Raw genomic sequence first — 18,827 nt, 5'->3', positions numbered from 1 at the left:
CCGTCGGCGCGCACTCAGCTCTGCCGCCGGGTGACGGTGCGTTGCAGCACGATGAAGGCGAAGAGCAGCACTCCGATCACGATCCTGGTCCACCACGAGCTGAGGTTGCCCTGGAACGTGATGATCGTCTGGATGAGGCCGAGCACCAGCACACCGAAGACCGTGCCGAGCAGATAACCTGAGCCGCCGGTCAGCAGTGTGCCACCGATCACCACGGCGGCGATCGCGTCGAGTTCCAGGCCGATCGCGTGCGTGCTGTTGCCGGAGAGCATGTAGAAGCTGAGCAGCACCCCGCCGAGCGCCGAGCAGAACCCGCTGATCGTGTAGACCCCGATCCGGGTACGCGCCACCGGCAGGCCCATCAGCAGCGCCGACTGCGGGTTGCCACCGATCGCGTACGTGTTGCGGCCGAGCCTCGTGTAGCCCAGCACGTAGATCCCGATCGCCACCACCACCAGCGCGATGACCACGCTTACCGAGATGAAGAAGCCACCGAACCGGATCCGCTGCTGCGCCACCGAGGTCCAGAAGGGATCGTCGATCGTGATCGAGGAGGTGCCGATCGTGTAGCAGAGCCCCCGGGCCAGGAACATCCCGGCCAGCGTGACGATGAAGGGCTGGATCTCGAAGTAGTGGATGATGCAGCCCATCCCGAACCCGAGCAGGGCGCCGATAAGCAGCACCAACGGCAGCACCAGGTACGGTGACCAGCCCCGCTCCTCCAGCAGCGAGGCGGAGAGCATGGTGGTCAGTGCCACCACCGAGCCGACCGAGAGGTCGATGCCGCCGGTCAGGATCACGAACGTCATGCCGACCGCGACCACCAGCAGAAACGCGTTGTCGACGAAGACGTTCAACACGACCTGGGTGTCGGAGAACCCGTCGTAGCGCAGCACCCCGGCGCTGTACATCAGCACCAGCAGGGCGAGGGTGGCGAGCAGCGGAAGGTACTTCTGCTGGGGCCGCAGCACCCGCGACCGCCCGTTGGTCATCGGACCCGCAGCCGCGGTCATGCTTCCTCCTCGATTCGCTCGCCGTTCATGCCGGCACCTCCACCTTCGGCCGCTCCCGGTCGGACTGCGGCAGCGGCGGCGGTTTGCGGCGCCGGCGGAACACCTTGGCCCGGAAGGCCGGCGACTGCAGCAGGCAGACCACCGTGACGACCAGCGCCTTGAACAGCAGCGTGGTCTCCGGTGGGATGCCGATGGTGTAGATGGTGGTGGTCAGGGTCTGGATGATCAGTGCGCCCAGCACCGTCCCGCCGAGCGAGAAGCGGCCACCGGCCAGCGACGTACCGCCGATCACGACCGCGAGGATGGCGTCCAGCTCGATCCAGAGGCCGGCGTTGTTGCCGTCCGCGCTGGAGACGTTCGAGCTGATCATCAGCCCGGCCACCCCGGCGCAGAGGGCCGCGAAGACGTACCCGGTGAAGATGATCCGGCGGGCGTGGATGCCGGCCAGCCGGCTCGCCTCGGCGTTGCCGCCCACCGACTCGATCAGCAGGCCCAGCGCGGTACGCCGGGTGAGCAGCAGGGCGAGGACGAGGACCAGCAGGGCGATCAGGATCGAGAACGGCACCGTCAACCAGTAGCCGCCGCCGATCAGCTTGTACGGGGAGCTGTTGATCGTGATGATCTGCCCGTCGGTGATGAGCTGGGCCAGTCCTCGGCCGGCGACCATCAGGATCAGGGTGGCGATGATCGGCTGGATGCCGACCTGGGCGACCAGCAGCCCGTTCCAGGCGCCGAGCAGCAGGGCCAGCCCGAGAGCGAGCCCGACCGCCATCAGCACCCCGGGAACGCTGTTCTGGTCGCCGAGCTCGCTGATCCGCAGGCAGGCCAGCGCGCCGGAGATGGCCACGACCGAGCCGACCGAGAGGTCGATGCCGCCGGTGGCGATCACCAGGGTCATGCCGAGCGAGACCAGGATCAGAGGCGCCCCGAACCGCACGATGTCGACAAGGCTGCCGTAGAGGTGCCCCTGGCGTACGTCGATCGCGAAGAAGTCCGGGGTGAAGAACAGGTTGCTGAGCAGCAGGATCGCCAGGACCACCAGGGGCCAGAAGAACCGGTGCCGCAGGAGATCGGTCATCATCCCTCCTCCCGGACGACGGTCACGCCCGGATCGTGCGGCGCCCCGTCGGCCGGTGGCGGTGGCGGTGCCGCCACCGCCGAACCGTTGCCGCTGGCGATGATCGCCATGATCCGCTCGGCGGTCACCGCGTCGTCGTTGGCCAGCTCGTCGACCATCCGCCGGTCCCGCAGTACGGCGATCTTGTGGCTGAGCCGGAGCACCTCCTCCAGCTCGGCGGAGATGAAGAGCACCGCCATGCCGCCGTCGGAGAGCGTGACCACCAGGCGCTGGATCTCGGCCTTGGCGCCGACGTCGATGCCCCGGGTCGGCTCGTCCAGGATCAGCAGCCGCGGTTCGGTGATCAGCCAGCGGGCCAGCAGCACCTTCTGCTGGTTGCCGCCGCTGAGCTGGCCGACCAGCGCCTCCGGGTTGGCCGGCACGATCCGCAGCGCCTTGACGTACCTGTCGACGAGTTCGTCCTGCCGGCGCCTTGCCAGCGGCCGGGACCAGCCCCGGGCGGCCTGTAGCGCCAGGATGATGTTCTCCCGGACGGTCAACTCCGCGACCAGCCCCTCGGTGCGGCGGTTCTCGGAGCAGAAGGCGATGTCGTGTCCCATCGCGGTGCGTGGGCCACGCATGGTCACCGGCGCGCCGTCCACCGCGAGCCGGCCGCGGTCGGCCCGGTCCGCGCCGAAGAGCAACCGGGCCACCTCGGTACGCCCGGAGCCGAGCAGACCGGCCAGCCCGACCACCTCGCCCCGGTGGATGGTCAGGCTGAACGGAGCCACCGCCCCGTTCCGACCCAGCCCGGTCGCCTCGACCACCGGACGGTCCCGTTCCAGGGTGGCCAGCGAGCGCCGGGGCTGTTCCTCCAACTCCTCCAGCGCGGCGAGATCCTTGCCGATCATCGCGCTGACCAGGTCGAGTTGGCTCAGTTCCCGGGTGGCGTACTCACCGACCCGGCGGCCGTTGCGGAGCACGGTCATCCGGTCGGAGATCTCGTAGACCTGGTCGAGGAAGTGGCTGACGAAGAGGATCGCCATCCCCTCCCCCTTGAGCTGGCGCATGACCCGGAAGAGCTGGGCCACCTCACCGGCGTCCAGGCTGGAGGTCGGCTCGTCCAGGACGAGCACCTTGGCGGAGATGTCGATGGCCCGGGCGATCGCGACCATCTGCTGCACCGCGAGGGAGAGGCTGCCGAGCGGGGCCGAGACGTCGACCTCCAGCCCCAGCCCGTGCAGGAGGTGCCGGGAGCGGCGCCGCAGTTCGCTCCAGTGGATGGCGCCGAAGCGGCGCGGCTCCCGGCCGATGTGGATGTTCTCCGCGACGGAGAGGTTGGCGCAGAGGTTGACCTCCTGGTAGACGGTGCTCACGCCGGCCTGCTGCGCCTGTGGCGGGCCGGCGAAGCGGACCGGGGTGCCGTCGAGCACGATCTCGCCCTCGTCCACGTCGTACACCCCGGTCAGCACCTTGATCAGCGTCGACTTGCCGGCACCGTTCTCGCCCATCAGGGCATGGACCTCGCCGGGAAAGAGCCGGAAGTCGACCCCGTCGAGTGCCCGTACGCCGGGGAACCGTTTGCCGATACCGGCCATGGTCAGGATCGCCCGGGGCTCCCCCGACGTCTCCATCCGCTCTCCTCCGTTCAGCCGTGCCGGCAGGGTCGGCGCGTCGTTCCGTCGTCTCGGTCAGTGTCGTTCCGTCGGGGTCAGTGTCGTTCCGTCGGGTCGGTCAGTACTGCCGGTTCGGCAGGGCCTCCTTGGCCTGTTCCTGGGTGAACGTGGTCTCCTCGGTGATCACCCGCTCCGGGACCGACTCACCCGCGTCGACCTTCTTCACCAACTCCATGAGCTGTGGGCCGAGCAGCGGGCTGCACTCGACAATAAAGTTGATCTTGCCGTCGGCGAGCGCCTGCATCCCGTCCTTCACCGCGTCGACCGTGATGATCTTGATGTCCACCCCGGGCTTGAGGCCGGCGCCCTCGATCGCCTCGATGGCACCGAGGCCCATGTCGTCGTTGTGCGCGTACAGCACGTCGATGTCCTTGTGGGCCTTGAGGAAGGCGTCCATCACCTCCTTGCCCTTGGCCCGGGTGAACTCGCCGGTCTGCGAGGCGATGACCTTGAACTTCGGATCGGCCTTGATGACCTCGGCGAAGCCGTCCCGGCGGTCGTTGGCCGGCGCCGATCCCGTGGTGCCCTGCAACTCCACGATGTTCACCGGCTCGGTCGTGCCCTGGTACTCGGCGACCAGCCACTCACCGGCCTTCTTCCCCTCCAGCACGAAGTCCGACCCGATGAAGGTCTTGTACAGCGTCTGGTCCGGCGAGTCGATCGCCCGGTCGGTCAGGATGACGGGGATGTTGGCGTCCTTCGCCTCGCGCAGCACCGTGTCCCAGCCGGACTCCACCACCGGCGAGAAGGCGATCACGTCGACCTTCTGGGTGATGTACGACCGGATCGCCCTGATCTGGTTCTCCTGCTTCTGCTGCGCGTCCGAGAACTGCAGCTCGATGCCGGCCTCCTTGGCCGAGTCCTGGATGGACTTGGTGTTGGCGGTACGCCAGCCGCTCTCCGCGCCCACCTGCGCGAAGCCCAGCGTGATCGTGCCGTCGTCGTCACCCGAGCCGGCCCCGCCGCCGTCGCCTCCGCAGCCGGCCAACGCGGTTGCCAGCAGTCCGCCGAGTACAACGGCGGAGATTCTTTTCAGCACCGTTACCTCCTCGCCTGGAACATCGTCGTCTGTCGTAGTTACCGTTCACAAGCAGGACCGAGCAGCATCCACCGGCGTAGCCGGCCCGCGATCCGTGATTCCTGGATTCGGCCTAGTCCCCCACTTGGGTCGCCGGCGCTCCGGACACGGCGGACGACCCGCAGGGCTTCCTGTTTCGTGAGTGTTAACGTTCTCATGCCGGCCGTCAAGGGGTACTTCCGGCGACGGTATGGATCCGTGATGCTGGATCTCGTCGGACCTCGTCGCCAGACGACCGGCCGAGACGAAGGAGCGGCCGTTGACAGCTGACCGTATCGACGCCGGTGACCAGCCGAGTGGCCCTCCGCCACGCAGCCGCAGCTCGGTGATGCGGGACGTCGCCCGGCTGGCCGGGGTCTCCCACCAGACCGTCTCCCGGGTGCTCAACAACCATCCGAACGTACGGCCGGAGACCCGCGAACGGGTACTCGCGGCGATGCGGGCGCTCAACTACCGGCGCAACTCGGCGGCCCGCACCCTGGTCACCCGGAGGTCCCGGACCCTGGGGCTGATCGCCTTCGAGACCACCCTCTTCGGTCCCGCCTCCACCCTGTACGGCCTGGAGCAGGCAGCCCGTGCCGCCGGCTACTTCGTCAGCGTGGCGAGCGTCCGGACGCTGGACCGGGAGTCGGTGTTGGACGCGGTCGACCGGCTCTGCGAGCAGTCGGTCGAGGGCATCGTGGCGATCGCACCGCAGAGCAGCGTGGGTGCCGCGCTGACCCAGGCACCGGCCGGACTGGCCGTGGTCGGGGTGGGCGGCGGCGGCGAGCACGTGCCCACGGTCTGCATCGACAACGCCACCGGCGCCGAGCTGGCCACCCGGCACCTGCTCGACCTCGGCCACACCACCGTGCAGCACATCGCCGGCCCGCCCGACTGGCCCGAGGCACGCGACCGGGTCGACGGCTGGCGCGCGGCGCTGCACGCCGCCGGTGCCCCGGTGCCGCCACCCCGGCCGGGAAACTGGAGCGCGAGGTCCGGCTACGAGCAGGGCCGGCTGCTCGCCGCCGACCCCACGGTCACCGCGGTGTTCTGCGGCAACGACCAGATCGCGCTCGGCGCCCTGCGGGCACTGCACGAGGCGGGCCGCCGGGTGCCCGACGAGGTCAGCGTGGTGGGCTTCGACGACGTACCGGAATCCGGCTACTTCCTGCCGCCGCTCACCACGGTCCGCCAGGACTTCGTCGAACTCGGCCGGCGCAGTCTGGATCTGCTGATCGAACAACTCGACAGCGGTGTCCGGACCAACCACCGGATCTCGTTGACCCCACGCTTCGTCGCCCGGGCGAGTTCCGGGCCGGCGCCGGGCAGTTCGCCGACCGCGGTCGCCCCGAGCCGCGCGACCGGCGGTTCGCCACCCGAATGCGTCCCGCCGGATTAACCGGGATAGCATGCCGGTCGGCAATCACCGCCACGCGACCGCTGTCGGGTACCACCACCGGCATACCGCGCGGGCCACGTTATGGCCGCATAGCGCCGGCACCGGCGCCGGAGAAACTCGCCGAGACCTCCGCGACGCACCGGAAATGTCCAATGGCTTGCAGAATTGGCATCCGATCAGTCAAACTCGACTCCTAGCAATAAATGTTCACGAGGAGTAATCGACCATGGCGAAGCAGGTAATCACACTTCTGACCGACGACCTCGACGGCGGCGAGGCCGACCGCACTGTCGAGTTCGGCCTGGACGGCGTCAACTACACGATTGACCTCTCGGATAAGAACGCCGGCAAGCTCCGCAAGGCGCTCGACGTTTACATCCACGCGGGCAGCCGGGTAGGACGCGGCGCGGTCGATAGCCGTCGGCCGGGTCGGCGCGGCACCGCCACGAGCCCGACCCGAAGTGACCGCGACCTGAACCGCGCGATCCGGGAATGGGCCGTGCAGAACGGCTACGAGGTTTCGGAGCGGGGTCGCATTCCGTCGTCCGTGGTGCAGGCGTACAACAGCCGGTGATCGGATGGGTGCGGGCGATGTCCGTTCCCGATTTTCCGCCCGCACACCCGCGCACCGGCCACGAGCCGGCGCGTCAGCTCCACCGGCGACCGGTCGCCGGTGGAGCTGACGCGCTCGGGAAGACCTACCGACCGGCACCCGACGGCGACGGTGTCGGCGCCGCCGGCTTGTCGGCGGCCGGCGGGCCGCCACTCGCCGGTCCGCCGGCCGCCGGGCCGGCCGGGGCCGGCGGAGCCGGCTTGAGGTCGGCCGGCACCGGCAGCGCGCTGCCCTTGGCGAACTCGTCCCAGCTCACGTTCCAGGCGGTCCAGCCGTTCCCCTGGTCGAGGGTGACCTCGGTGCCCGTGATCGTCACCAGGTCGCCGATCCTGGTGGTCTCCATCAACCACTCCGAGTTCTCGTCCGACACGTTGGTGCAGCCGTGCGAGACGTTCCGCTCGCCCTGGTCGCCGACGGACCACGGCGCCGCGTGGATGAACTCGCCGCCCCAGGTGAGCCGCTGCGCGTTGGAGACGGTGACCACGTAGGGGTCCGGCGAACCCGTGGTGTCGAAGACCGTGGACTCGTGCTTCTCCATGATCACCATCTTGCCGCTCGACGTCGGGGTGCTGCTCTTCCCGAGGCTTACCGGAATCCTCCTGGCCAGGACGTCGTCCTTGAACACCGACATCTGCTTGGTCGCGTTGTCGATCTCCAGGAAGACCCGGTTCCCGATCTTCGCGGTGCCGGCGCGATCGGTGTCGCCGAAGCTCCCCTCACCCATCGGCACACCGTCCAGCGCGGCCCGGACGCCGATCGTCGTACCCGGTCGCCAGAAGTCGGGCGCCCGGTAGGAGACCTGACGGCCGTTCTCGTCCCACGACCAGGCGCCCGGCTGCTGCGGGTCGGTGGTGACCAGGAGCCGGCGCTGGATACCCGCCCGGGCATCCTTCGGGATGTCGGAGTCGAAAGAGACGGTTATCGGCATTGCCACGCCGTACGTCTGGTCACTCTGCAGATTAAGGTTGGTCACCGTCCGCTTGGCCGGTTTGTCCATGGTGCTGAAGGTCGTCTGCTGGGTGATCGCCTTCCCGGCGTCATTCTTCGCGGTTACCCGGGCGGTATAGGTCTGCTTGTTCGCCAACGCCCTGCTCGGCATCCAGCTCGTACCGTCGGCACGCATCGCGCCGTCGACGCGGGCGCCACCGGCATCGGTCACGACGACCTCGGTGACCTTCCCGTCCGTCACCGCCGTACCGATCTCGACACTGGTCGGCAGATCCCTGCCATCGGACGCCGGGGTAATCGCCAGCTTGGGAGGTGGCGGTGCCGGCCGCTCGGCCCGTCGGAGCGGATTGCCCGTGCAACCCGCCAGGACCAGCGGTATAGCGGCCATCACCAGCACCACCAACAACAGCGCTCGACGCCTCAGTACCATGCCCCCTCCACCCCATTCCCCCGATCCTGGTCAGAAAGGCTTTCCCCGCTCCACGGTCGAGCCGCCGCACGTTGCGGCGAGATCCGCATTACCGGGGAATCGCCACTCAGCCGAGGGGTAAACCCCGGGCCGGCCACTTCCGGCACACGGCGACCGGCGCCCGGGCCCGGTCGATCTCTTCGCGGACCCCGCCGGTGGCGAGCCGATGCTCTCCGCTCCCCGGCTGCTCGGCACCGCCCCCGACGGCCACGTCCGGTCCTCGGCCCGGGTCAGGGTCGGCTTCGCCGCCACCTACGACGCCGGATGTCTGCTCCTGCACGCCGGTCCCGGGCGCGAGACCGCCCGGCCGGCGCGGACCTGGACCGTCGGCGAGCGGAATGCCGGTCACGCTTCCAGGACGACGGCCAGCCCCTGGCCGACGCCGACGCAGATGGCGGCAAGGCCCAGCCCACCACCGCGACGGTGCAGCTGCCAGGCGAGCGAGCCGAGGATGCGCGATCCGGACGAGCCGAGCGGGTGGCCGAGGGCGATCGCCCCACCCTGCGGATTGACGATCGCCGGGTCCAGGTCCCTCCATAGTCCGAGGCAGGCCAGCGACTGGGCCGCGAACGCCTCGTTGAGCTCCACCACCGCCAGGTCCGACCAGCCGATGCCGGCCCGCCGCAACGCCTCCTCGGCGGCGTGCACCGGGCCGATGCCGAACAGTTGCGGCTCGATGCCGGCGACCGCCCGGGAGACGATCCGGGCCAGCGGAGTCCGACCGGCCGCCTCGGCCCCGGCCCGGTCGGCCAGCAGCAGGGCGCTCGCCCCGTCGTTGAGCGGCGAGGAGTTGCCGGCGGTCACGCTGCCGTCCGGCCGGAACACCGGTTTCAACCTGGCGAGCGCCTCGACCGTGGTCTCCGGCCGCATGCTCTCGTCACGTTCCAGTTCGGTGCCGGGGACCGGGCTGACCTCGTCGGCGTACGCTCCGTCGGCCCAGGCCCGGGCGGCCAGCCGCTGGCTGCGTACGGCGAAGGTGTCCTGCTCGTCGCGGGAGATGCCGTACCGCTCGGCCAGGATCTCCGTGCACTCGCCGAGCGAGGCGGTCCACCCGTCCGGCATCGCCGGGTTGACCATGCGCCAGCCGAGGGTGGTGGAGTGCAGGGTCTCGTGCCCGCGCGGGTGGCCCGCCTCCGGCTTGGACAGCACCCACGGCGCCCGGGTCATCGACTCGACGCCGCCCGCCAGGCAGATCGAGGCGTCACCGACGGCGATCGCCCGGGAGGCCCCGATCACCGCCTCCAGACCGGAGCCACAGAGCCGGTTCACCGTCGCACCGGGCACGGTCGGCGGTAGACCGGCGAGCAGCACCGCCATCCGCGCCACATCCCGGTTCTCCTCGCCGGCACCGTTGGCGTTGCCGAGGTGTACGTCGTCGATCCGGGCCGGGTCGAGGTCCGGGCTGCGCCGGATCACCTCCCGCAGCACGTGCGCGGCGAGATCGTCGGGACGGACCCCGGCCAGGCCGCCGCCGTACCGCCCGATCGGGGTCCGGACGGCGTCGAGGACGTACACGTCGCTGGCCACGCTCTCTCCCCACTTCCGGCGGTCGGCACGACGGTACCGCTGTCGGGAAGCAGGGATGCGGCCGGTCCACGCGACCAGACCCGCGGAGAACGACGTCGGTCTCCGGCGAGGTCTGACCGGTATGGTGCGGCTACCGCGCCGTGGCGGCCACCGTGGCGGGTTCCTCCGCCAGGCCCCGGCCCCGGCGCCGGGCGAGACCGGCGTCCAGCGACCAGCGCCCGCCGCCGAGCGCGGCGACCAGCAGGAAGGACCAGCAGAAGAGCGCGGCGAGCTCGCCGCCGTTGTTGAGGGGCAGCAGCGCCTCGGGCTGGTGCACCATGAAGTACGCGTACGCCATCGAGCCGGAACAGATGACGGCGGCGACCCGGGTGCTCAGGCCGACCAGCACCAGGACCCCACCCACGAACTGGATGAGCGCGGCATACCAGCCGGGCCAGGTGCCGACCGCGATCGCCTCGCCACTACCGCGGTTGCCGCCGAAGATCCCGAAGAGGGAGGCCGCACCGTGCAGGGTGAAGAGCAGTCCGAGCACGACTCGGAACAGGGTGGTCGTGACATCGACGATCCGGGCATTGGGCATGGGACACTCCTTGCAGACTGGCAGTGACAACTCTGGGGTCCCACGGCATCGCCACGTTAACCATTGGCATCGATAGTTGTCAATATGTTTCCTGCTCGCCGCCGGCCTGGATCGTCACCTCGAACCGCCGCACCGGCTGTCCGGGTGTCTCCCAGTCACGCCGCAGTGCCAGCCGCACCGACGTCCGGCCGGCCCCCACGACCGTGAACCGGAGCTGCCTGGTGCCGGTGCCACCCAACCCGGCCCGCGCCGGCCGGAACGAGTCGCCGGCCGGCGCGAGCACGTGGGCGTCCACCTCGTCGAGCTGCCACCTGTACCCTGAGCTGGGCGTCTCGTCCAGCTCGACGACCACGAGATCTCCCAGAACGACCGGGTACGACCGGCCGGCGTCGGCCTCGGTCAGGTCACGTCGTGGCACGCCGGCCCCCGCGCTCCGCGCCACCGGACCGGGCGCGCCGACCGGTCAGTGCGGCAGCTCCACCGCGCAACACGCTTCCCCCTGATCCTGGAGCAGTCCGTCGAAGTCGCCACGCTTCATCTTGAACCTGCCGCCCCATCCCCAGGCCGGCCCCCAGGCATTCTGGAACAGATAGGCGTCCTCGGACTCGATGCGGTCGAGCAGCAGATAGCAGTGTCCGCCGGATGCCGCACCGGTCGGCGTGACGAAGCCCTTCTCGTCGGGGTTGAACATGTCCGCGGTCCACGCGGTACCCACCACGATCGACCCCTGACTGTCGATCCACTCGTCGATCTCCGCCGTCGTACGCGCGAACGCGAAGGCGGCGAGCCGACCGCGCTCCCGGACGGCGAGCGCCCCCGAGCGGACGGTGGAGCCGTTCTCCTTGCGCGGCTCGCCGTCGATCACCTTCGCCTCGTAGTAGAGGGCGTGGGCGTCGGTGTTCTGGTACGTGCCCGCGACCGGCATCGCATCCACCCAGCCCGCCCACCCGAAGCCGACGCAGTGGCCGGTCTGGCCCTGGTCGAGCTGGATGGTCAACTCCCAGGCCGGCGCCTTGTCGCGGACCGCGACGGGCTCCCGCTGGGTGCGCAGCCACCGCCAGAAGACCAGGTACGCCCGCCAGTCCGAGAAGTAGGGAGTCTCGGTCAGCACCTGCTCCACCGTCATCTGCCGGATCGACTCGGCCGGCTCGGCGATCTCCAGCAGCCGGGGGATGTCCCAGTCCCGCGGATCCGGCCGGTAGACCCGGCCGAGCAGCTGGGGGCCGGGAACGCTGCCCGCGCTCGTCTCCGGCGGATCCACCGCGTAACGTCGCTCCTGCTCCATCGACTCGCCTCCGGCCGGGCCCTGGCGGGCGGGTGTGCACCGGCGGCGCCCCCGTCCGACTCGCTGCCGCAGGATCCGACCGTAGCCACCGCGGCACCCATTGTGCGCCCCGCTGACAATGCTGTGGTTCCGATCGGCGGAACGGCGCGCCCGGGCATCGGGACGGCGGTCGGGCATCGGGACGGCGGTCGGCCGTCAGTCGCCGGCCAGGTCGGCGCAGCCGGACTCGTCCGGCAGGAGCGGCCGGAGGCTGACGTTCCACCGCTGCTCGCCGGACTTCCACGGGGTCAGCGCGTTCGCCTTGCTCGCCAGGGCGAGCAGCTCGGTCGCGTCGGCCCCACGGACCTCCACGCAGCCCACGTCGAAGCCGGCCGACGGCGGCTGTCCGGGCAGCGCCGGACCGGGCCAGGTGATCTCGGGAGGGGCGGCCACCCCGCTCTCGTCCGGACGCCAGGGCATGGCGACCCCCGCCACCGCCGCCGGCTGGTACGGCCGCGCGTCGCCGACCTCCTCCGCGCCCAGCGTCCCGGAGAGGTCGGTGAGCGCCCCGAGCAGGTCCCGCAGCTCCGCCCGGGCCGCCCGCTGCGCCTCCGTCAGCCCGGTCCCCTCCTCGGCCAGCGCGTACACCTCCAGCACCTCGGTGCCGCCTGCGGTGGAGACGGTGAAGCGGGTGGACGGAAGGTCCGCGACGTTCGGCCGGCCGAGATCGGCGGCGGAGCCGACACCGGCGGCCATGGCCCGCTCGAGCAGCCCGTCGACCGCCTCGACCGGAATCTCCTGCTGCTGGAGGTTGGGCAGCGCCGGTGGCGGATAGATCTCGATCTGCGGGCCCTCCGTGATGACCCGCCCGTCCGCGTAGACCGTCACCACCGGCACCCGGACCAGCCGGGCGGCCGGCGCCACGAACCCGCCGACGTGCTCGACCCGGAGCACCACGCGGTCGGGGTCGGCGGGAAGCGGATCGCCGCCCGATCCGCCCGGGCCGTCGCCGGCCGGGCCCTCGCCCTCCCGGGCACATGCCGCGGCCAGCAGGAGCAGCGCACCCACACAGGTTATCCGGACACCTCGCCACGTTTTCATGCCAATCAGACGGGCCGGCACCTCGATCGGTTCCGGGTCCGTCGCGGCGGAGCGGGGCGGCAACGGGCGGGCCACCGGTTCCGGCGGTCGACCGGAGCGCTCCGGTCGACCGCCGGACGGACCGGCCGGTGGCGGGCCCGGCGGCGGCCGCCGGGGAGGGAAGCGGCCGCCGTCGGCCCCGGCCCGCGTACCGGCCGGTGCGGGAATGGTTCAGTTCACTGCGTCCCGGCCGGCCGCTGACCCCTGGTCGAGACGAACTGGTACGACAGCGAGGCGAAGGCGGGGTCCTTGGCGAGCTCCCGGAACCCCTGCAGCTGGTCCGGGGAGAGTCCGGTCGCGAGCAGCCGGGGCTCCAGCTGGCGCGAGTTCGTCTCGTGCAGCGAGGCCCCGGTCGACCCGCCCGACCAGCTCTGCGAGTGGGTGATGGTGTCCACGTCGGTCAGTCCGGCCAGCACCATCTCGGTGTGCACGTCCTGCGCCCAGGCCAGGTCGGCACCGCGGTCCTGGAGGATACCGAGGGTCGCCTCCATCACCTCCTGGAAGAGCTTCGCCGCATCGTCGGTCGGCGCCGCCAGCACCCGCAGCCCGGCGGTGCAGTCGAACTCCTCGACCACCAGCCAGCCGCCCGGGGCGAGCGCACCGATCAACTCCGCCAGCACCCGCCGCCGCTCCGGCAGGTGCAGCAGGACCAACCGGGCGTGGATGACGTCGAACGGACCACCCTCCGGGGCGCCGGTCCGGACGTCGTGCTGGCGTACGACGAGATTCTCCGCCGGGTCCAGCCGGGAGGGCTCGATGTCGGTCGCGATGACCAGACCGGTGGGTCCGACGACCCGGGCCATGTGCCGGGCGATCGATCCGCCGCCGGCACCCAGCTCCCAACACGTCGCACCGGGTGACAGGACCGGGGCGAGCCGGTCCGCCGTTATCGGGTCGAGGAACGCCTCCAGCGCCCGCATCTGCGCCTCGGCCTCCGGGGAACGGTTGTCGAACGCGTAGCTGCTCTTGACAGGGGTGGCAGTCACGATCGGTTACCTCCTTGTAGTGATCAGTGACGACGATCCGGCCACGCGTCATCGCGCGTCGGCACCGGGAAAAGGCGGGGGTACCGGTGCGGACACGGAGTCAGCGGTGCGACGGACGTCGGGATCCGACGGGCGTCAGGGTGCGGAAGGGGATGCGGTCGCGGCCGAGGTGCTCTCTGCCGAGGAGTCGGAATCGGTACGGATCACGCCGCCCGGGCCTCCCGTTGGCCCGGAGCGGGCGGAGTCGGGCCCGGTCGGGGCCGTCGACTCCTGCCCGGACGGGACCGGTCCGGTCCGGTCCGGGATGGCCGCGCCCGCCACACTGAGTACCGCCTCCACCGGGGCGGGGTCGGCGCGCACGGCAGCCGTCGAGTCCGCGAAGACCAGACGGCCGTAGTCCAGCACCGCGATCCGGTCGGCGACCTCGATCGCGTGCTGAAGCTGCTGTTCGACGAGGAGGATGCACAACCCGGCCCCGGCGAGCCGGCGCACGAGCTCACGGACCCGGGCCGCGAGGTCCGGGGCGAGCCCTTCGCCCGGCTCGTCGAGAAGGAGCACCCGGGGCTGGGTGAGCAGCGCCCGGGCGATCGCCAGCATCTGCTGCTCGCCGCCGGAGAGCTGGTCACCCCGATGGTCCAACCGCACGGTCAGCCGGGGCAGCAGCTCCAGCACCCCGTCGACCGTCCAGGTCGGACCCGATCGCGCCGCGCCCCGGCGGCGGACGGCGGCGGCCAGCGCGAGGTGCTCGGCGACGGTGAGCCGGGGAAACACCCGGCGCCCCTGTGGCACCAGTCCGACGCCGGCCCGGGCCACCCGGTGCGCCGGCCGGCCGGTCAGGTCGACCCCGTCCACCGAGACGGCGCCCCGGTGCGGCCGCATCAGCCCGGCGACGGTGTGCACCAGGGTGCTCTTGCCGGCGCCGTTGCGGCCGACGAGCGCCTGCACCGTACCGGCCGGCACGTCGAGGTCGATGCCGTGCAGCACCGTGCCGCCGTCGTACCCGGCGAAGAGGTCGCGGATCCGCAGCATCAGCGCACCGCCTCGGCGTACGCCCGACGGACGGCGGGGGCGTTGCGGATCTCGTCCGGCCCGCCGCTGGCGACGAGCCGGCCGTCGTGCAGCACCGTGACCGTGTCGGCCAGCGAATACACCAGATCCAACCGATGCTCCACCAGCAGCACCGACACCTCCCGGGGCAGCTCCGCCAGCAGCTCGGCCAGCCGGTGCACCTCCACACCGGAGAGCCCGGCCGCCGGCTCGTCGAGCAACAGCAGCCGGGGGCGCCCGGCGAGCGCCATCGCGATCTCCAACTGCCGCCGCTCACCGTGCGACAGGTGCGCGGCCGTGGTCGACGCCACGCCGGCCAGGCCGACCCGGTCGAGCAGCGCCGCCGCCGGCTCCCGCAGCCGGCGCCGGAACCGTCCCCGGGTCCCGACACCACGGAAGCCGCCGGCCTGCCGCCAGCCCGCGACCACCACGTTCTCCAGTGCGGTCAGCGACGGCCACACGGCCGGCCGCTGGTGGATCCGGCCGATCCCGATCCGGGCCCGGCTGGCCGGGCCGAGCCGGGTGATGTCCCGACCGGCGAAGACGATCCGCCCGCCGTCGGCCCGGATCGCCCCGCCGATCAGGTCGAGCAGGGTGGTCTTGCCGGCGCCGTTCGGGCCGATCAGGGCGTGCCGCTCGCCGTCGGCGATCCGCAGGTCCACCCTGTTCACCGCGACCAGTGAGCCGTAGCAGCGGACCACCGCCTCGGCGGTCAGCAACGGCTCGGCGGTCAGCAAGGGCTCGTCCGGCCGGCGTGCCGGAGATCCCGCCGTCATGGCGCCTCCTCGCCGGTCGGCGCGCGGCCCGGGGCACCTGCCGGCACCGGGTCGAGCGGGTCGCCCCGGGACGGGCGGCCCTGGATTCCCGTCCCGGGGCGATCCCCCGGCCCGGCCCGGCCCCGCGAGCGGGTCCTGACCAGGTTGGCGAGCTCGGTCGAGAAACCGGCCACGCCCCGGGGGAAGAGATAGGCGGTCAGCACGAAGAGGCCACCGAGCAGCAGTGGCGCGTACCCGGGCAGCAGGCCGGAGAGCCAGTCCCGCACCGCGATCACCAGGGCGGTGCCGACGATCGCGCCGCCGATCGAGGTGGCACCGCCGATCACCACGCCGAGCAGCAGCAGGGCGGAGACGTCGAAGCCGAAGTCGGCAGGTGAGACGTACTGCTGTGCGGTGATCAGCAGCGCGCCGGCCACCCCCGCCACCGCCCCGGCGGCGACGAACGTCACCGCGAGGTAGCCGGTGACGCGGTGCCCGGAGGCCCGCATCCGCGCCTCGTCGTCCCGGCTCCCCCGGAGCAGCAGCCCCGCCGGCGTACGCAGCACCATCACCATGGCCGCTATCACCACCCCGACCACGACCAGCGTGTACAGATAGCGTGCCCGGTCGCTGGCCAGCGGGGCCATGCCCCAGACGGGCCGGATCGCCGGGATTCCGGCGAGCCCGTCGGTCCCTCCGGTGACAGAACTCCACCGACTGGCGGCGGTCACCGTCAGTTCACCGATGGCCAGGGTAATCATCAGGACGACCACCGCCCGGGCGTACACCACCAGCGGCACGGTGAGCAGCGCGAAGACGGCCCCGGCCAGTGCACCGGCGAGCACCTGCACCACGCCGACCGGCGAGACGTGCATCGCGACCAGGGCACCGGCGTAGGCGCCGGCGGCGTACGGCCCGGTCTGGCCGAGCGTCGGCAGCCCGGCCAGCCCGGTCAGCAGCGCCACGCTCACCCCGACCAGCCCCAGCACCAGGGTGCGGGCGAGCAGTGAGGTGGTGTAGGGGTCCGTAGACCAGGGCACCGCGACCGCCACGGCGAGCAGCCCGGCACCACCGGCCCGGAGCAGCCAGCGCCGGGCGGCGGGCGTCACGCCGTACTCCCGGGTCGGAGCCGGACCCACCGGCCGGGCAGCCCTCGGGCCCGGACGGCGAGCACCACGGCCATCGCCGCGAAGAGCAGGAACGGCGCGGCCGTCGGCGCCAGCGCGACGCCGAGGCTCTGGATCTCACCGACCGCGAGTGCGGCCAGCAGGGTCCCCTGGACCGAGCCGAGACCGCCCAGCACCACCACGACCAGCGAGAGCAGCAGCACGGTGTCGCCGGTGGTCGGCGCCGGACCGATGATCGGCGCGCCGAGCACCCCGGCGGCACCGGCCAGGGCGCCGGCCGCGCCGAGCACCCCGAGCCGGATCCGGGCCGGGTTCACCCCGAGGCACGCCACCATCTCGGCGTCGTCGACCGCCGCCCGGACCAGCATGCCGGCCCGGGTCCGGGCCACCACCAGCCAGAGCAGCACCGCGACCAGCGCCGCCAGCCCGATGAAGACCAGCCGGTACGCCGCGTAGCGGTAGCCGGCCACCTCCACCGGACGGTCCAGCGCGGCCGGAATCCGCACCGGAAGACTGTCCGGCCCGAACGCGGTCACCAGCAGGGCCCCGCCGGCAAGCGCGACCCCGAAGGTGAGCAGCGCCTGGGTCAGGTGGTCCCGCCGGGCGACCGGGGCGAGCAGGCCCGCGAGCAGACCTCCCGCACCGGCCGCCGCCAGCGTCCCCACGCCGAGGGCGAGCAGCAGGCTGCCCCAGCCACCGTCCATCAGCGCGGCGGCCAGGTACGCGCCGATCGCGTACAGCAGCCCGTGCGCCAGGTTGAGGATGTTGGCCACCCCGAAGCAGAGCACCAACCCGGAGGCCGCGACGAAGAGCAGCAACCCGTAGGCGACTCCGTCCAGAGCCGGGATCACGTACGGGTCGACCGGGCCGAGGACCGATGCCGCAGAGACCATCATCCGCCCACGGTCGCCAGGTCACCGACGACGGTGTTGGAGAGGGCGCGCCCGTCCTGCCGGACCTGCCGCAGATACCACTTCTGCACGGGCGAGTGGGTCTCCTTGGAGAACTGCCAGGTGCCGCGCGGGCTGTCGATCTGGCCGAGCCCGGCGAGCGCGTTGTTGATCGCTTCCGGCGTGGGGTTGTCGCCGGCCGCGCCGATCGCCTTGTCCAGTACCGCCGCCGCGTCGTAGGAGGCCATCGCGTAGGTGGTCGGGGAACCGTCGTGGTCCTCCTTCCAGGCCGCCACGAAGGAGCGGTTCTCGGCGTTGTCGAGGTCGGGCGAGTAGTTGAGGACGGAGTAGATGTTCCGGGCCGCCTCGCCCTGGGCGTTGAGCACGCCGCCCTCGGTGAGGAAGCCGGCCGCGTAGAGCGGCAGGTCCTTGATCTCCGACTGGGCGTACTGCTTGACGAAGTCGACGGCGGCGTTGCCGGCGTAGAAGGTGTAGACCGCCGCGGCGCCGGAGGCCTCGATCTGCGCGAAGTACGGCAGGAAGTTGGTGGTCGCCGGGAACGGCGTCCAGAGCGTCTTGCCGTCCGCGTTGGCGAGCTTGCCGCCGATCTTGGTGAAGGTGTCGGTGAAGCCACGCAACTGGTCGTGGCCGCCCTGGTAGTCCGGGCCGATCGCGAAGACCTCGCCCTTGACGTTGTCCCGGACGTACTCGGCGATCGCCGCGCCGGTCTCGTCGGAGAGGTAGGAGGTGAACCAGGACCGGGAGATGTCCTTCAGGCCGGGGTTGCCGTTGGAACCGACGAACGGGATCTTCGCCTCGGCGAGCACCGGCGCGACCCCCGCCACCGAGCCGCCGCCGACGATGCCGGTGAGCACCTGCACCCGGTCCTGTTTGATCAGTTTGGTCGCCGCCGGTACGGCGGTCTGCGCCCCGTTGCCCTCGTCGGCGACGACCAGGTCGACCTTGTGCCCGCCGAGCTTGCCGTCGTGCATCCGCAGGTAGAGCTCGAAACCGTCGCGCATTTCGGTGCCGACCGCCTCGTACGTCCCGGAGAGCGAGGCGAGCAGGCCGATCTTTATCGTGCCCGGTGTGCCGCCCGCGCCGTCGCCGCTGTTGCAGGCGCTGCCGGACGCGGTCAGCCCGAGGGCCAGCACTGCGCCGAGCAGGGCGCGACGCCGGCTCGTACCGGTGGGAAAAGGCATGACTTCTCCAGTCGAAGGGTGAGGAAGGTTGTGGGGAAGATGTGCGGAAGGTGTGTGACGGCACGACGGGCCGG

At 71.5% G+C, this 18,827-nt stretch carries 18 protein-coding genes; 2 read left to right on the top strand and 16 right to left on the bottom strand.

The features are described 5' to 3' along the window. Window positions 1-14 precede the first annotated feature (14 nt). The 4 genes from yjfF to ACN27G_RS11345 all read right to left on the bottom strand — a co-directional run bounded on the left by yjfF (window position 15) and on the right by ACN27G_RS11345 (window position 4,785). Window positions 15-1,013, bottom strand: a complete 999-nt coding sequence (yjfF, locus tag ACN27G_RS11360; protein WP_421492758.1) for a galactofuranose ABC transporter, permease protein YjfF — start codon at window positions 1,011-1,013, stop codon at window positions 15-17. Window positions 1,014-1,038: 25 nt separating this feature from the next. After that, the gene (locus ACN27G_RS11355) at window positions 1,039-2,091 is read right to left on the bottom strand and encodes an ABC transporter permease (protein WP_421492757.1); all 1,053 of its coding nucleotides are present in this window, start codon (window positions 2,089-2,091) and stop codon (window positions 1,039-1,041) included. Next, window positions 2,091-3,704 (bottom strand): sugar ABC transporter ATP-binding protein, encoded by a 1,614-nt coding sequence (locus ACN27G_RS11350; protein WP_421492756.1) that lies wholly within the window; start codon window positions 3,702-3,704, stop codon window positions 2,091-2,093. Before ACN27G_RS11350 ends, ACN27G_RS11355 begins: the two co-directional genes overlap by 1 nt. Window positions 3,705-3,804: 100 nt before the next feature. After that, window positions 3,805-4,785 (bottom strand): ABC transporter substrate-binding protein, encoded by a 981-nt coding sequence (locus ACN27G_RS11345; protein WP_421492755.1) that lies wholly within the window; start codon window positions 4,783-4,785, stop codon window positions 3,805-3,807. A gap of 367 nt (window positions 4,786-5,152) precedes the next feature. On the opposite strand from ACN27G_RS11345, the gene ACN27G_RS11340 reads away from it, so the two are divergent. Continuing rightward, complete coding sequence (locus ACN27G_RS11340) at window positions 5,153-6,205, top strand: LacI family DNA-binding transcriptional regulator (RefSeq protein ID WP_421497297.1); 1,053 nt, start codon at window positions 5,153-5,155, stop codon at window positions 6,203-6,205. A gap of 226 nt (window positions 6,206-6,431) precedes the next feature. Beyond that, window positions 6,432-6,779 (top strand): histone-like nucleoid-structuring protein Lsr2, encoded by a 348-nt coding sequence (locus tag ACN27G_RS11335; RefSeq protein WP_421492754.1) that lies wholly within the window; start codon window positions 6,432-6,434, stop codon window positions 6,777-6,779. Window positions 6,780-6,903: 124 nt separating this feature from the next. Here the strand turns inward: ACN27G_RS11335 and ACN27G_RS11330 are convergent, their stop codons facing one another. The 12 genes from ACN27G_RS11330 to ACN27G_RS11275 form a co-directional block, all read right to left on the bottom strand. Next, window positions 6,904-8,196, bottom strand: coding sequence for an Ig-like domain-containing protein (locus ACN27G_RS11330; RefSeq protein ID WP_421492753.1), 1,293 nt, complete (start codon window positions 8,194-8,196; stop codon window positions 6,904-6,906). Between the two features lie 384 nt (window positions 8,197-8,580). Continuing rightward, the gene (locus ACN27G_RS11325; RefSeq protein ID WP_421492752.1) at window positions 8,581-9,762 is read right to left on the bottom strand and encodes a thiolase family protein; all 1,182 of its coding nucleotides are present in this window, start codon (window positions 9,760-9,762) and stop codon (window positions 8,581-8,583) included. A gap of 130 nt (window positions 9,763-9,892) precedes the next feature. Beyond that, a complete protein-coding gene (locus ACN27G_RS11320; RefSeq protein WP_421492751.1) occupies window positions 9,893-10,342 on the bottom strand; it encodes a DoxX family protein in 450 nt (149 codons plus the stop codon). A 79-nt stretch (window positions 10,343-10,421) separates the two neighbouring features. Beyond that, on the bottom strand, window positions 10,422-10,760 hold the full coding sequence (locus tag ACN27G_RS11315) for a protease inhibitor I42 family protein (RefSeq protein WP_421492750.1): 339 nt from the start codon (window positions 10,758-10,760) through the stop codon (window positions 10,422-10,424). A 45-nt stretch (window positions 10,761-10,805) separates the two neighbouring features. Next, the gene (locus ACN27G_RS11310; protein WP_421492749.1) at window positions 10,806-11,627 is read right to left on the bottom strand and encodes a hypothetical protein; all 822 of its coding nucleotides are present in this window, start codon (window positions 11,625-11,627) and stop codon (window positions 10,806-10,808) included. 195 nt (window positions 11,628-11,822) lie between these two features. Further along, window positions 11,823-12,674, bottom strand: coding sequence for a hypothetical protein (locus ACN27G_RS11305; protein ID WP_421492748.1), 852 nt, complete (start codon window positions 12,672-12,674; stop codon window positions 11,823-11,825). 248 nt (window positions 12,675-12,922) lie between these two features. After that, window positions 12,923-13,732 carry a class I SAM-dependent methyltransferase gene (locus ACN27G_RS11300; RefSeq protein WP_421492747.1) on the bottom strand — a complete coding sequence of 270 codons (810 nt, stop codon included), beginning with the start codon at window positions 13,730-13,732 and terminating at the stop codon, window positions 12,923-12,925. Window positions 13,733-13,867: 135 nt separating this feature from the next. Further along, window positions 13,868-14,761 (bottom strand): ABC transporter ATP-binding protein, encoded by an 894-nt coding sequence (locus ACN27G_RS11295; protein ID WP_421492746.1) that lies wholly within the window; start codon window positions 14,759-14,761, stop codon window positions 13,868-13,870. Continuing rightward, the gene (locus tag ACN27G_RS11290) at window positions 14,761-15,555 is read right to left on the bottom strand and encodes an ABC transporter ATP-binding protein (RefSeq protein WP_421492745.1); all 795 of its coding nucleotides are present in this window, start codon (window positions 15,553-15,555) and stop codon (window positions 14,761-14,763) included. Before ACN27G_RS11290 ends, ACN27G_RS11295 begins: the two co-directional genes overlap by 1 nt. After that, window positions 15,552-16,643 carry a branched-chain amino acid ABC transporter permease gene (locus ACN27G_RS11285; protein ID WP_421492744.1) on the bottom strand — a complete coding sequence of 364 codons (1,092 nt, stop codon included), beginning with the start codon at window positions 16,641-16,643 and terminating at the stop codon, window positions 15,552-15,554. The genes ACN27G_RS11290 and ACN27G_RS11285 overlap by 4 nt, the downstream gene beginning before the upstream one ends. Further along, window positions 16,640-17,557: a branched-chain amino acid ABC transporter permease gene (locus ACN27G_RS11280; RefSeq protein ID WP_421492743.1), complete on the bottom strand. Its 918-nt coding sequence runs from the start codon at window positions 17,555-17,557 to the stop codon at window positions 16,640-16,642. Before ACN27G_RS11280 ends, ACN27G_RS11285 begins: the two co-directional genes overlap by 4 nt. Continuing rightward, window positions 17,554-18,753, bottom strand: coding sequence for an ABC transporter substrate-binding protein (locus ACN27G_RS11275; RefSeq protein ID WP_421492742.1), 1,200 nt, complete (start codon window positions 18,751-18,753; stop codon window positions 17,554-17,556). The genes ACN27G_RS11280 and ACN27G_RS11275 overlap by 4 nt, the downstream gene beginning before the upstream one ends. Between the last annotated feature and the right edge of the window lie 74 nt (window positions 18,754-18,827).

The sequence above is a fragment of the Plantactinospora sp. WMMB334 genome (assembly GCF_049179095.1).
GTDB lineage: Bacteria > Actinomycetota > Actinomycetes > Mycobacteriales > Micromonosporaceae > Plantactinospora.
Note: the sequence above shows the minus strand (reverse complement) of the source record. Positions and strands in the feature narration are given on the sequence as shown.

Excerpts from the sequence above, each read along its gene's own strand:
- yjfF (WP_421492758.1), bottom strand. The coding sequence starts at position 1,013 with ATGACCGCGGCTGCGGGTCCGATGACCAACGGGCGGTCGCGGGTGCTG.
- ACN27G_RS11355 (WP_421492757.1), bottom strand. The coding sequence starts at position 2,091 with ATGACCGATCTCCTGCGGCACCGGTTCTTCTGGCCCCTGGTGGTCCTG.
- ACN27G_RS11350 (WP_421492756.1), bottom strand. The coding sequence starts at position 3,704 with ATGGAGACGTCGGGGGAGCCCCGGGCGATCCTGACCATGGCCGGTATC.
- ACN27G_RS11340 (WP_421497297.1), top strand. The coding sequence starts at position 5,153 with ATGCGGGACGTCGCCCGGCTGGCCGGGGTCTCCCACCAGACCGTCTCC.
- ACN27G_RS11335 (WP_421492754.1), top strand. The coding sequence starts at position 6,432 with ATGGCGAAGCAGGTAATCACACTTCTGACCGACGACCTCGACGGCGGC.
- ACN27G_RS11330 (WP_421492753.1), bottom strand. The coding sequence starts at position 8,196 with ATGGTACTGAGGCGTCGAGCGCTGTTGTTGGTGGTGCTGGTGATGGCC.
- ACN27G_RS11320 (WP_421492751.1), bottom strand. The coding sequence starts at position 10,342 with ATGCCCAATGCCCGGATCGTCGATGTCACGACCACCCTGTTCCGAGTC.
- ACN27G_RS11310 (WP_421492749.1), bottom strand. The coding sequence starts at position 11,627 with ATGGAGCAGGAGCGACGTTACGCGGTGGATCCGCCGGAGACGAGCGCG.
- ACN27G_RS11295 (WP_421492746.1), bottom strand. The coding sequence starts at position 14,761 with ATGCTGCGGATCCGCGACCTCTTCGCCGGGTACGACGGCGGCACGGTG.
- ACN27G_RS11290 (WP_421492745.1), bottom strand. The coding sequence starts at position 15,555 with ATGACGGCGGGATCTCCGGCACGCCGGCCGGACGAGCCCTTGCTGACC.
- ACN27G_RS11280 (WP_421492743.1), bottom strand. The coding sequence starts at position 17,557 with ATGATGGTCTCTGCGGCATCGGTCCTCGGCCCGGTCGACCCGTACGTG.
- ACN27G_RS11275 (WP_421492742.1), bottom strand. The coding sequence starts at position 18,753 with ATGCCTTTTCCCACCGGTACGAGCCGGCGTCGCGCCCTGCTCGGCGCA.